Origin of the sequence: Sinomonas terricola (assembly GCF_034931225.1) — a bacterium.
Classification (GTDB): domain Bacteria; phylum Actinomycetota; class Actinomycetes; order Actinomycetales; family Micrococcaceae; genus Sinomonas; species Sinomonas terricola.
Window position 1 is genome coordinate 90,714 of sequence record NZ_JAYGGQ010000002.1, and the last position, 12,535, is coordinate 103,248.

The window sequence follows — 12,535 nt, forward strand, 5'->3', positions numbered from 1 at the left end:
TCTCCTTCAGCTCATGAACATGCGGGCGCGCTGGTGCTCGTGCCGCATCTGGTGGATTTCGAGGGCGGGCGCAGCGGCGCCGAAATGGCGCGGATCCGCCGTGCGGGAGCGTTCGACGGCGGCCGGCACCTCCGCGCGGAGCGCCGCGAGGACGCGCTGGCCCGCGAGCTGGCCGAGCGGAATCGCGCGGACGGCGTTGTAGGCGAGCGACGTGAGGGTCGAATAGAGGTAGGCGCCGACGAGCGTCTCCTCGTCGAGGCCCTGCCCCGCGCCTGAGAGCGCGAACGCGATCGTGTAGTGGCCCGCGCAGTCGCCGGCCGCCGTCGCCTTGGCGTACGCCTCGACGCGTGCGGACGGGAACGACTCCCGCGCGATCTCAAGCACCCGACGCCCCATCTTGAGGCTCGCCCCGCGGATCTGGGCCGGGATGAGGAGCGCCGTGAGCTCTGCGTCGAGCGCCGCGATCTCGTCCTCGTCCTGCGCGCGGCACGTCCGACGGATCGCGACGGCGTCCGTGTGCGTGAGCTGGGTCGCGAGGAAGCCGTTGAGCCATGCGAGGAGGGTCGGCTCGTCGCGGACCTCGCCCGATTCGAGATACGACTCGAGCCCGAACGAGTGGCTGAACGCGCCCGTGGGCAGGGCGGAGTCGGTGAGCTGGAGAAGCACGGTGAGGGCGGGCGGGGAAAACACGCTGAGGGCGGGCGGGGAATACATGGGCAGCATCAGTGCGTGTGCTCGGCATGGCGGAACGGCACTGCCATGACCCGTTCCTCGCGGGCGTAGGGGACGCCGTGGCGGTCGAGGAATTCCTGCACGGTGTGGTCGTACTGGCACACCATGACGTCCTGGCCCGCGGCGCGTCCGATCTCGCTGTCCGGGCCGAAGAACTGGGCCTGGAGGTGCCGGTTGCCGAGCGAATGCGCCGCGAACAGCGCCTCGCCGAGGGTGCGCGGGGCGATGACGAGGACGTCGGCCGCCTCGACGGAGACCACGATGACGTTGCCCGTCCCGCCGTGCGCTTTGCCAGCCCCGCCGTGGGGGTCACCGGGCGCGACGGCGAGGATGTCGCCGTCGCGCAGATCGGGCGCGCCCGCCGGGAGGCGGATCCCGAGTTCGGTCCCGTGGTCCGTACGGACGCGCTGGATGCGTTTCGCGAGGTCCGCGCTCGGGAGCACGACCCGTTCGCGATGGTGCGCGCCGTACGCGGCGGCGGCGTCGCCGTCGTGCAGGTTGCCGAGGATTTCGGTGACGATCATAGGAACCCCAAGAGAAATCAGAACAGGAAATAGCGTTGGGCGAGCGGCAGGGTCTCAGCAGGTTCGCACGTGGCGAGCTCGCCGTCGACCCTCACCTCGTACGTCTCGGGGTCCACCTCGAGGCTCGGCGTCTCGCCGTTGAACGGAAGGTCCGCCTTGCGCAGCGAGCGGATGCCGCCGACGGCGCGGATGTGCTTCCGCAGCCCGAGACGCTCCGGCACGCCGAGGTCGATCGCGGCGCGCGAGAGGAACGTGATCGAGGAGCTTTCGACGCTGCGGCCATACGCCGCCCACGCCATCCGCAGGGTCTGCGGCTGCGGCGTGGGGATCGAGGCGTTGGGATCGCCCATGACCGAGTTCGCGATCGTGCCGCCCTTGATCACCAGATCCGGCTTGACGCCGAAGAACGCCGGGTCCCACAGGACGAGGTCCGCGAACTTGCCGACCTCGACGGACCCCACGGAGTCCGCAATGCCCTGCGCGATCGCAGGGTTGATCGTGTACTTCGCGACGTAGCGCTTGATCCGGAAGTTGTCGGCGGGGCCCGCGTCCCCGCCGTCGGCCGGCGCGAGCGCCCCCCGCTGCGCCTTCATCTTGTCCGCGAGCTGCCACGTGCGCGTCACGACCTCGCCGACGCGGCCCATGGCCTGCGAGTCGCTCGACATGATCGAGAACACGCCGAGATCGTGGAGCACGTCCTCGGCCGCGATCGTCTCGGGCCGGATCCGCGAATCCGCGAACGCGACGTCCTCGGGGATCTGCGGGCTCAGGTGGTGGCACACCATGAGCATGTCGAGGTGCTCTTCGGCGGTGTTGCGCGTGAACGGGTTCGTCGGATTGGTCGACGAGGGCAGGACGTTCGGCTGGCCCGCGATCGCGATGATGTCCGGCGCGTGCCCGCCGCCCGCGCCCTCGGTGTGGAACGTGTGGATGACGCGGTCGCCGATCGCCGCGATCGTGTCCTCGAGGAAGCCGCACTCGTTGAGCGTGTCCGTGTGGATGGCGATCTGCACGTCGTACTGGTCCGCGACGCGCAGCGACGTGTCGATCGAGGCGTGCGTCGCACCCCAGTCCTCGTGGATCTTGAGGCCGATCGCGCCCGCCTCGATCTGCTCGGCGAGCGGCTCGGTGCTGCTCGCGTGGCCCTTGCCCAAGAAGCCGAAGTTCATCGGCAGGCCCTCCGCCGCCTCGAGCATCCGGGCGAGATGCCACGCGCCCGGCGTGACCGTCGTCGCCTTCGTGCCCTCGGCGGGGCCCGTGCCGCCGCCGATCATGGTCGTGATGCCGGAGGCGAGCGCCGTCGGCACCTGGTCCGGCGAGATGAAGTGGATGTGGGTGTCGATGCCGCCCGCCGTGAGGATCTTCCGCTCCCCCGCGATGATCTCCGTCGACGCGCCGACCACGATGTCCACGCCGTCCTGCAGATCAGGGTTGCCGGCCTTGCCGATGGCGAAGATGTGCCCGTTGCGCAGCGCGACGTCCGCCTTGTAGATGCCCGTGTAGTCGACGACGAGCGCGTTCGTGATGACGGTGTCCGGCACCTCACCGCCGCCCCTCGTCGCCCGGCCGTTCTGGCCCATGCCGTCGCGCAGCACCTTCCCGCCGCCGAACACGACCTCCTCGCCGTACGTCGTGAGGTCCCACTCGACTTCGGCGAAGAGTCCCGTGTCGCCGAGGCGCACGCGGTCGCCCGTCGTCGGGCCGTAGAGCTGGGCGTACTGGGCCCGCGGGATCGCCCGGTTGGGCAGCGCCTCGCCCGAGGGAGCGGACGACGGCGCGGCCTCGCCTCCCGCGGCGGCGGAACCTGCCGCGGCGGCACCCGCGGCGACGGCGCCGTCGTCGTTCGCGTCAAGCGGCCCGTCCGTGAGGTTCCGCAGCCCGTAGACCTCGCGGTTGCCGCCGAGCGGGACGAGGCGGACCGTCTTGCGGTCGCCGGGCTCAAAGCGGACAGCGGTGCCGGCGGGGATGTCGAGGCGGCGGCCGCGCGCAGCGTCGCGGTCGAAGTCGAGGGCCTCGTTCGTCTCGGCGAAGTGGTAGTGCGAGCCGACCTGGATGGGGCGGTCCCCCGTGTTGGTGACGTCGAGCTCCGTCACGGGACGCCCCGCGTTGAGCACGATCTCGCCCGCCGCAGGGAGGGTCTGGCCCGGAACGACTTGTTCTTCCATCGCTGTCTCCTAGCGGATCGGCTCGTGGACGGTGACGAGCTTCGTTCCGTCCGGGAACGTGGCCTCGATCTGGACGTCGTGGATCATCTCGGGCACGCCCTCCATGACGTCCTCGCGCGAGAGGATCGTGGTGCCCCAGCTCATGAGCTCGGCGACCGAGCGGCCGTCGCGGGCGCCCTCGATGAGCTCATAGCTGAGGATCGCGACCGCCTCGGGATAGTTGAGCCTGAGCCCGCGCGCCTGCCGCCGCCTCGCAAGATCGGCGGCGACGACGATCATGAGCTTCTCCTGTTCGCGCGGGCTGAGCCTCATGCCTTCTCCTCACGTGGGACGACGTCACTGGCGATGCTAGGCGGCTCATGTTACCCGGACATTTCCGGCTAGGGACCAAGGGCTCAGGTGCGCCCCAGACGAGGCCTCCTAGCATTGAAACGTACCCGGCGATCAAGGGGGATGACATGCTTTACGACCACAAGGACAACGACCCGGTCAAGGTGCTCACCGAGGACGAGAGCTGGCAGCTGCTCGAGCGGGCCGCGTACGGCAGGCTCGCGACCTACGCGGCCGGGGTGCTCGACGTCGTTCCCATCAATGTCAAGGCGGTCGGTCACAAGCTGCTCATCCGCACGACGCCCGGCACGAAGCTCGCCGAAGTCGTGATCGGCGGGAAGGTCGCCTTCGAGGCCGACGCCGTGCTCGACGGCGAGGCGTGGAGCGTCGTGGTCAAGGGGAACGCGCGGATTCTCGAGCATCGGTGGGAGATCGAGAGCGCGGAGCAAGCCGGGCTCGAAACGTGGCTTCCCGCCCTCAAGAACGTGTACGTCGAGATTCAGCCCAGCCGCGTCGAGGGGCGGCACTTCCTCCTGGGCAGCGACCCGGAGGCCTGAGCGGCCCCCGGGAACGCGTCAGGCTCGCCTCAGGAAGGCGAGGACATCGACGACGACGCGGCCGCCGCCTCTGCGTCGAGGTCCTGGCCGCCTGCGAACTGGCTCATGTACAGGCGGTGGTACGCGCCGCGCCGGTCGAGCAGCTCGTCGTGGTTGCCCTGCTCGACGATCCGGCCGTTCTCCATGACGAGGATCGTGTCCGCGTCGCGGATGGTCGAGAGCCGGTGCGCGATGACGAAGGACGTGCGGTCCGTCCGCAGCGCGCGCATGGCCTTCTGGACGAGCAGCTCGGTGCGCGTGTCCACCGAGGACGTCGCCTCATCGAGGATGAGCAGCGACGGGTTCGAGACGAACGCGCGGGCGATCGTGATGAGCTGCTTCTCGCCCGCGGAGACGTTCGTACCCTCCTCGTCGATGACCGTTTCATAGCCGTCCGGAAGCGCGCGCACGAAGCGGTCTACGTACGTCGCCTTCGCGGCGGCCATGACCTGCTCCTCGGTCGCGTCGAGGTTGCCGTAGCGGATGTTGTCGTAGATCGTGCCGCCGAAGAGCCACGCGTCCTGGAGGACCATGCCCACCTTCGAGCGCAGCTCGGCCCGCGAGAGATCGCGGATGTCGACCCCGTCGAGCGTGATCCGGCCCGACTGGATCTCGTAGAACCGCATGACGAGGTTCACGAGCGTCGTCTTGCCGGCACCCGTCGGGCCCACGATCGCGACCGTGTGGCCGGGCTCGGCCGTGAGCGAGAGGTCCTCGATGAGCGGCTTGTCCTCGGTGTAGGAGAAGGACACGTTCTCGAACGTCACGTGGCCGTCGGTGACCTCCGGGAGATGATCCGTGGCCGTCTCCGGCTCCTGCTCCTCGGCGTCGAGCAGCTCGAACGTGCGCTCCGCCGAGGCCACGCCGGACTGGAGCATGTTCGCCATGCCCGCGATCTGGCCGAGCGGCTGCGTGAACTCGCGCGAGTACTGGATGAAGGCCGTCGCGTCGCCGAGGCTCATCTGCCCCGCCGCGACCCGGAGGCCGCCGATGACGGCGATGCCCACGTACGCGAGGTAGCTCACCCAGTTCATGATCGGGAAGATCATGCCCGAGACGAACTGGGCGCCGAACGAGGCCTGGTACAGCTCCTCGTTCTTCGCGTCGAAGCGCGTGACCATGTCCTCCTGCCGGCCGAACACGGTCGCGAGCTCGTGGCCCGAGAACGACTCCTCGATCTGGCCGTTGAGCGCGCCGGTGTTCTTCCACTGCGCCTGGAAGAGCTTCTGGCTCCGCGAGCCGATCACTCCCGCGACGACGCCCGAGAGCGGGAGCGCGATGAGGGCGATGAGCGCGAGCTGCCACGACACGATGAACATCATGACGACGATGCCGGCCACCTGGAGCAGCGACGAGAGCAGCTGCGAGAAGGCCTGCTGGAGCGCCTGCTGGATGTTGTCGACGTCGTTCGTCACGCGCGAGAGCACGTCGCCGCGCTGGCGCGTGTCGAAGTAGCCGAGCGGGAGCCGGTTGAGCTTCGCCTCGACGTCGCGGCGCAGCCCGGAGACCACGCGCATCACGAGCCGGTTGAGGAGGAAGCCCTGGGCCCACATGAAGATCCCGGCCACGAAGTACATGAGCAGGATGACGGCGATGAGGAAGGTGAGCTCGTTGAAGTCGATGCCCCTGCCGGGAACCAGGTTCATGCCCGAGAGCATGTCCGCGAAGTTGTTCTGGCCCTGGGCGCGGAGGCCCTCGACGATCTGCTCCTTCGAGGCGCCCGCCGGCATCTGCTTCCCGATGACGCCCGCGAAGATGACGTCCATGGCCTTGCCGAGGATCTTCGGGGCAATCACGGTGAGCACGACCGAGACGATGATGAAGACGACGACGATCGCCATCCTCCCCGCCTCGGGCTTGAGCAGGCCGATGAGGCGCTTCGCGCTCGGGCCGAAGTTCTTCGCCTTCTTCGCCGGCATCGAGCCCCACGCGCCGCCGTCGGCCTCGGTCGGGCGGTACTCTTCCTCCTCGACCTCCTCGTGGGCAGCGTAGCCTGCGGCCTTCGAGTTCTGGCTGTCCATGTTCTCGGTGCTCATGCGATCTCCCCCACAGCCTCCGTGCCAACCGTGCCCGCGACGCTCTCGGCCTCTTCGGCCGAGATCTGCGACTGCACGATCTCCTGATAGGTCGGCGACGTCTCGAGCAGTTCCTCGTGCGTGCCGCGGTCCACGATGCGCCCGTTCTCGAGCACAAGGATCTGGTCGGCGTCGACGATGGTCGAGACGCGCTGGGCGACGATGATGACCGTCGCGTCCGCCGTGCGCGCCCGGAGCGCGCGCCGCAGCCTCGCGTCGGTCGTGACGTCGAGCGCCGAGAATGAGTCGTCGAAGAGGTACACCTTCGGCTGGGCGACGAGGGCCCTCGCGATGCACAGGCGCTGGCGCTGGCCGCCGGAGACGTTCGTGCCGCCCTGCGCGATCCGCGAGCCGAGGCCGTGCGGCTTCTCCCGGACGAAGCCCGACGCCTGGGCGACGTCGAGCGCCTCCCACAGCTCGTCGTCGGTCGCGTCCTGCCGCCCGAAGCGGAGGTTGTGCTCGATCGTGCCCGAGAACAGGTACGGGCGCTGCGGGACCATGGCCACGCGGGACGTGATCTCGTGCCTGTCGAGCTGCCCGACGGGCGCGCCGTCAAGGAGCACTTCTCCGCCCGCCGTGTCGAAGAGCCGCGGCACGAGGTTGAGCAGAGTGGTCTTGCCGGAGCCCGTCGCGCCGATGATCGCGAGGGTCTGGCCGGGGCGGGCCGTGAACGAGATGCCGCTCAGGACGGGCTTCTCGGCGCCCGGGTAGGAGAACGAGACGTCGCGGAACTCGACGACGCCGTCCCGCCGCGCGGGACTGATCGGGTTCTCGGGCTCGCGCATCGACGGCTCGACGTCGAGGACCTCCCCGATGCGATCCGCGCACACCATCGCGCGCGGAACCATCATCGCCATGAAGGTGCCCATCATGACCGCCATGAGGATCTGCAGGAGGTATTGCATGAAGGCCGTGAGCGAGCCGACCTGCATGTCCCCCGAATCGACGCGCTGCCCGCCGAAGTAGAGGACGGCCGCCGTCGCGAGGTGCAGGAAGATCATGATGACCGGGAACATGAGCACGAAGATCGAGCCCACCTTCACGGACACGTCCGTGAGGGCCTTGTTGGCGGCGCCGAAGCGCTCCTCCTCGTACGGCTCCCGCACGAACGCGCGGACCACGCGAATGCCGATGATCTGCTCGCGGAGAACCCCGTTGATCCCGTCGATCTTCGCCTGCATGCCGCGGAACAGCGGCATGAGCAGGTACACGAGGTAGCCGACCACGGCGAACAGGAGCGGGACCGAGACCCACACGAGCCACGAGAGGCCCACGTCCTCGCGCAGCGCCATGATGATGCCGCCCACGCACATGATGGGGGTCGAGACCATGAAGTTGAGGCCCACGAGCAGGACCATCTGGACCTGCTGGACGTCGTTCGTCCCGCGCGTGATGAGGGTCGGGGCGCCGAACCGCTGAACGTCCTGCGACGAGAAGGACGAGACCTTGCGGAAGACCCCGCGGCGGAGGTCGCGGCCGAACGCCATCGAAGTCTTCGAGCCGAAGTAGACGGCGAGGATGGCCGCCACGACCTGGGCGAGGGCCACTCCGAGCATCATGCCCCCCTGGCGCCAGATGTAATCCGTGTCGCCCTTCGCGACGCCCTGGTCGATGATCTGGGCGTTGAGGCTCGGGAGGTACAGGGTCGCGATGGTTGTCGCGAGCTGGAACACCGCCACGGCCAGGATCCATGGCCAATAGCGGGCGCCGAAGCGCTTGAGCAGAGTGAACAGCATCGGTGTCCTTTTGGGTCAGGCCCGAACCGGGCGACGCTCACCAGACCCGCTCTGGAGCACAGGCCGTGGAGCGCACTCCACGGGGGAGGCTCGGTGGAGCAGACTCCAGAGTAGACCCGAGTTCTCGCGCTGGGGATCCTCCCTAGGGAGTAATCTGACAGGCTGCGGACAGCGGCTGTCCGCAGCCTGCCGGAGGGGTCGGGACGGCAGCCCCCAAGTGCCATGCATCGGCTAGGGCCCTCCCGAAAATAGCGTGATTGCGCGATGCCTCTCGGAAGCGTCAGCGCGATGCTGGAGCCATGAGCGCGATCGAATTCGAAATGGAGACAACTGCCAGCCCGGAAAAGGTGCGCGGCGCGCTGATCGATTTCTCCGGGCGTAGGCCGCAACTGTGGCCGGGTATCGAGCCCTCCCTCTACGAGGTCTATTCGGTCGACGAGACCACGGCGGAGGTCCGCGAGGGAAGCAAGGGTCCCGGCGGGAAGATCTGGGCACGCGAGCGCTACGACTGGTCCGACCCGCACTCGGTTCGCTGGACGGTTCAGGAGAGCAATTTCTCCGCGCCAGGCAGCTACGTGGCGGCCACGATCCAACCCGGCCGCGACGGCGGCAGCGTCGTCCGCGTCACGTGGGACCGCACCGGCAACAGCGTCATGGGCCGGGTGATCTGCAGGATGATCCGGATGTCCAAAGGCAAGCCGGTCGCCGCGTCATTCAAGCGTGGCCTCGCTGTCTTGGAAGACGAAAAGCACTGACTCTGGAAGGAAAGACCATGCTTCGAACACCGGTGTGCGGCTTGCTTGGAATCGAACACCCAATCCTCCAAGCCGGCATGGGGCCCTTCGGCAGCGGGGCCGCATTGGCAGCGGCGGTTTCAAACGCCGGTGCGCTTGGAACTTTGGGAGGTTCGCTTCGGCCTCACGACGATCTCCGGGCCCAGGTTCGGCTGCTCAAGGAGTCAACCGACAGGCCCTTCGTCGTGAACTTCACGCAGCCATGGCTTCAGCAGCACTCCGATTCGATCGACGTCGTGCTCGAGCTCGGCGTGCCCATCGTGTCGTTGGCTCTGGGTGATCCAGGTGCGATCCCGCGGCGGGCACATGACGCGGGGGCCCTTTTCATCCAGCAGGTCCACACCGTTGAGCAGGCGCTTCTTGCCGCCGAGCGCGGCGTGGACGTCGTCATCGCCCAGGGGACCGAGGCGGGCGGCTTCGGCGGGACGATCGGCATGGCTGCGCTCGTACCGCAAGTGGTCGACGCCGTCGACCCCCTTCCCGTACTCGCGGCCGGAGGAATCGCCGACGGTCGCGGGCTCGCCGCCGCAGTGGTGCTGGGTGCCCAAGGCGCCAACATCGGGACTCGTTTCCTCGCCTCGGTCGAGGCCTCGATCAGTGAAGCCTGGAAGCGGGCCATCATCGCGGCTGGCTCGGCTGCCGCCGTCAAGGCTCCCGTGTGGGACCAGATCTTCCCCAAACCGGGAAACGGCGCCTTCGACGTCGTTCCACGAGCGCTCGAGACCGAGTTCATCCGGAGGTGGGAGGCCGATTCGGCTGGCGCTGCCGCGCGTGCAGAAGAGTTGAAGCAGGAAATGGCGGACGGAATCCAGCAGGGCCGGATGGAGGAGTTCGTGCCCTTCGGAGGGCAGTCGGCCGGCCTGATCCGCGAGATACTGCCTGCCGCCGAGATCGTCTCCCGACTCGTTGCGGAGGCCTCACGCGCCCTCGCCTTGGCGCGGCACTTCGCCGAGGCTTAGGGCGTCAAGGGAGACACGCCCTAGCTCGCGCTGTGGCGGCCCCGCGTCGCGAGGTAGAACGCGGCCTCCTTCTGGAGCTCCCGCTCGGCGTCGAGCTCCGCGTGGAGCCGGGCCAGTTCGCCCGCGGTCTCGGCCTGCTGCCTCGCGGCGAGCTCGTGCTTCGCGGCGAGCTCCTGCTGGGCCGCGAGCTGGTCCGCGAGGCGGGCCATGAGGCCCCCGAGCTGCGCCTGCTGGCCCGCGAGGAGCCGCTGGGTCTCCTGGAGCGCGGCGAGGGTCTGCGCCGTCGTCGTCGGCACCGCGGACGGCGCCTCCCCCGCCTCGGCGAGGAGCAGCTGGAGCTCGGTGTCGAGGGCCGAGTCCTCGGCGGAACGGGCCGCGAGGGCCGCCCGCACGGCCGCGCGGCGAGTCGGGCTCAGCGTCGCGTCGCCCAGGGCGCCATCGGGCGACGGCGAGCCGGCCGCCTCGGGTGCCGCGCCGCCGTCGCCCGCCGCCTGCGCTGCGGGCTTGACGATGTCCACCGTGCGGCGCAGCGGAACTTCCTTGATGAAGAGGACCGCGAGGAAGGCGACGATCCCGACGATGCCCGCGATGAGGAACACGCGGGCCGAGGCGTCGCCGAACGCGCCACGGACGATGTCCGCGATCGGGGCCGGCATGTCCTTGATGTCGAGGCTCGCGCCGCCCCCGGAGGCCGTCTTGATGCCCTTGGCCTGGAGGCCCTGCGTGATGAGCTCGCCCGAGCGGTTGTTGAGGACCGCGCCCAGCACCGAGACGCCGATCGCGCCGAAGACGGAGCGGAAGAACGCGACGGTCGAGCTCGCGGCACCGATGACCGTGACCGGAACCGTGTTCTGGACCGCGAGGACGAGGTTCTGCATCGTCATGCCGAGGCCCACGCCCAGGACGAACGAGTACACGCCCGTGATGGTGAGGTCGGTCGAGTGGTCGATCGTGCCGAGGAGGCCCATGCCGCCCACGATGAAGACGGTGCCTGCGAGGAGGTAGCCCTTCCACTTGCCGAAGCGCGTGATCAGCTGGCCCGTCACAACGGAGCCGAGGAAGTTGCCCGCGATCATCGGGAGCGTGAGGAGGCCCGCCTCGGTAGGCGTCGCGCCGCGCGCCACCTGGAAATACTGGCCGATGAACGACGACGACGCGTACATCGAGACGCCGACTGCTGCGGAGGCGATGATGCTGAGGGCCGTCGTGCGGTTCGCGACGATCTTGAGCGGGATGATCGGCTGCGCGACCTTCGATTCGACGAGGATGAGCAGGAGGATGCCCACGACCGAGCCGCCGACCATCGCGGCTGTCTGCCACGACCACCAGTCGTAGTAGTCGGGCTGGCCCGCGAACGAGACCCAGATGAGGAGCGTGCTCACCGACGCCGTGAGGAGGATCGCGCCCAGCCAGTCGATCTTCGCGTGCCGGCGGACGTGCTTGAGCTTGAGCGTCGCCTGGATGACGACGAGCGAGATGATGGCGAGCGGGACGCACACGAAGAACGTCCAGCGCCAGCCGAGCGGCGAGTCCACGATGAAGCCGCCGAGGAGCGGGCCGCCCGCCGTGCCGACCGCCATGACGGCTCCCATGTAGCCCGAGTACCGGCCGCGGTCGCGCGGCGGGATCATCGCGCCGAGGATGGCCTGCGCGAGCGCCATGAGGCCGCCCATGCCGACCCCCTGCACGACGCGCGCCGCGATCATCTCGGGGATGGTTTGGGAGAGCCCCGCGACGACCGAGCCGATCACGAAGATCACGATGTTGAGCTGCGTGAGGAGCTTCTTGTCGAAGAGGTCCGCGAGCTTGCCCCAGATCGGCACCGTCACGGCGCTCGCGAGGAGCGACGCGGTGATGACCCACGCGAAGTCGGTCTGCGTGCCCTTGAGGTCCGCCATGATGGTCGGGAGGGCGTTAGAGACGATCGTGCTGCTGAGGATCGCGGTGAAGAACGCGGCGAGGAGGCCCGTGAGGGCCTCGAGGATCTGACGGTGGCTCATCTGCGGAGCCGGTGCATCAGCGGGCAGCAAGGGTTTCCTCCTTCTGGTGGTCGTGGGCGAGGGTGCGGGCGCGCTGGGTCTGGCCTGCCGTGCGGAGCGCGTCGGTGAGGCGCCGGATCGAGTCGCCGCACGCCGCTGCCTCGTCTTCGTCCCAGCCCTCCAGGAACCCGAGGAGGAGCGAGGTGCGCGCCTCCTCGACCGCGGCGAGCTTGGCCTTGCCGGCCTCGGTGAGCTCGAGCAGCTGGGCGCGGCGATCCTCCGGATCGGGCCGCCGGGCCACGAGCCCCCGCTCCTCGAGCTCCGCGACATGCCGGCTCAGCACCGGGGCGCTCACGCTGAGGCGTTCGGCGATGTGGACCGCGCGGCCGCCGACCTCGCCGATCATGCGGAGCACGCCGGCCTCGGCCACTCCGATATCGGTGACCCTGTGCTCGTGGGCGACGCAGCGCAGCGTGCGCTGCAGGTCGAACACGCTGTGGATGAGCGCCCGGACTGTCTGCGGTTCTACCGCCATGGCCACTCCCCTCGATTGATTGCTTATAGCAACTATATATCTCGAAGGTTGCTTAGGCAAACTAATGTGATGAGGGCCATGCGGGGTCCTTGAACGCCGAGAGCCGTCAC

Annotated in this window: 11 protein-coding genes; 3 read left to right on the forward strand and 8 right to left on the reverse strand. The window is 68.8% G+C overall.

The window, feature by feature from the left end; all coding sequences use genetic code 11:
* Window positions 1-6: 6 nt before the first annotated feature.
* The 4 genes from SPF06_RS05085 to SPF06_RS05100 are packed head-to-tail and all read right to left on the reverse strand — an operon-like array spanning window position 7 to window position 3,733.
* A complete protein-coding gene (locus SPF06_RS05085; RefSeq protein ID WP_323277880.1) occupies window positions 7-714 on the reverse strand; it encodes an urease accessory protein UreF in 708 nt (235 codons plus the stop codon).
* An 8-nt stretch (window positions 715-722) separates the two neighbouring features.
* On the reverse strand, window positions 723-1,256 hold the full coding sequence (ureE, locus tag SPF06_RS05090; RefSeq protein ID WP_323277881.1) for an urease accessory protein UreE: 534 nt from the start codon (window positions 1,254-1,256) through the stop codon (window positions 723-725).
* Window positions 1,257-1,273: 17 nt separating this feature from the next.
* Window positions 1,274-3,421 carry an urease subunit alpha gene (gene ureC / locus SPF06_RS05095; protein WP_323277882.1) on the reverse strand — a complete coding sequence of 716 codons (2,148 nt, stop codon included), beginning with the start codon at window positions 3,419-3,421 and terminating at the stop codon, window positions 1,274-1,276.
* 9 nt (window positions 3,422-3,430) lie between these two features.
* Window positions 3,431-3,733: an urease subunit gamma gene (locus SPF06_RS05100; RefSeq protein WP_323277883.1), complete on the reverse strand. Its 303-nt coding sequence runs from the start codon at window positions 3,731-3,733 to the stop codon at window positions 3,431-3,433.
* Window positions 3,734-3,879: 146 nt separating this feature from the next.
* Between SPF06_RS05100 and SPF06_RS05105 the strand changes: the two genes are divergently transcribed.
* The gene (locus SPF06_RS05105; protein WP_323277884.1) at window positions 3,880-4,308 is read left to right on the forward strand and encodes a pyridoxamine 5'-phosphate oxidase family protein; all 429 of its coding nucleotides are present in this window, start codon (window positions 3,880-3,882) and stop codon (window positions 4,306-4,308) included.
* Between the two features lie 29 nt (window positions 4,309-4,337).
* On the opposite strand, the gene SPF06_RS05110 is transcribed toward SPF06_RS05105, so the two are convergent.
* Window positions 4,338-6,368, reverse strand: a complete 2,031-nt coding sequence (locus SPF06_RS05110) for an ABC transporter ATP-binding protein (protein ID WP_428985713.1) — start codon at window positions 6,366-6,368, stop codon at window positions 4,338-4,340.
* A gap of 11 nt (window positions 6,369-6,379) precedes the next feature.
* Entirely contained in the window at window positions 6,380-8,158 is a 1,779-nt protein-coding gene (locus tag SPF06_RS05115; protein WP_323277886.1) for an ABC transporter ATP-binding protein, read from the reverse strand.
* Window positions 8,159-8,457: 299 nt separating this feature from the next.
* Between SPF06_RS05115 and SPF06_RS05120 the strand changes: the two genes are divergently transcribed.
* Together SPF06_RS05120 and SPF06_RS05125 are read left to right on the forward strand one after the other, a co-directional pair.
* A complete protein-coding gene (locus SPF06_RS05120; protein ID WP_323277887.1) occupies window positions 8,458-8,913 on the forward strand; it encodes an SRPBCC family protein in 456 nt (151 codons plus the stop codon).
* Between the two features lie 17 nt (window positions 8,914-8,930).
* Entirely contained in the window at window positions 8,931-9,911 is a 981-nt protein-coding gene (locus tag SPF06_RS05125) for an NAD(P)H-dependent flavin oxidoreductase (RefSeq protein WP_323277888.1), read from the forward strand.
* Between the two features lie 20 nt (window positions 9,912-9,931).
* Here the strand turns inward: SPF06_RS05125 and SPF06_RS05130 are convergent, their stop codons facing one another.
* On the reverse strand, window positions 9,932-11,911 hold the full coding sequence (locus tag SPF06_RS05130) for an MDR family MFS transporter (RefSeq protein ID WP_323278017.1): 1,980 nt from the start codon (window positions 11,909-11,911) through the stop codon (window positions 9,932-9,934).
* Window positions 11,912-11,927: 16 nt separating this feature from the next.
* Window positions 11,928-12,425: a MarR family winged helix-turn-helix transcriptional regulator gene (locus SPF06_RS05135; protein ID WP_323277889.1), complete on the reverse strand. Its 498-nt coding sequence runs from the start codon at window positions 12,423-12,425 to the stop codon at window positions 11,928-11,930.
* Window positions 12,426-12,535 lie beyond the last annotated feature (110 nt).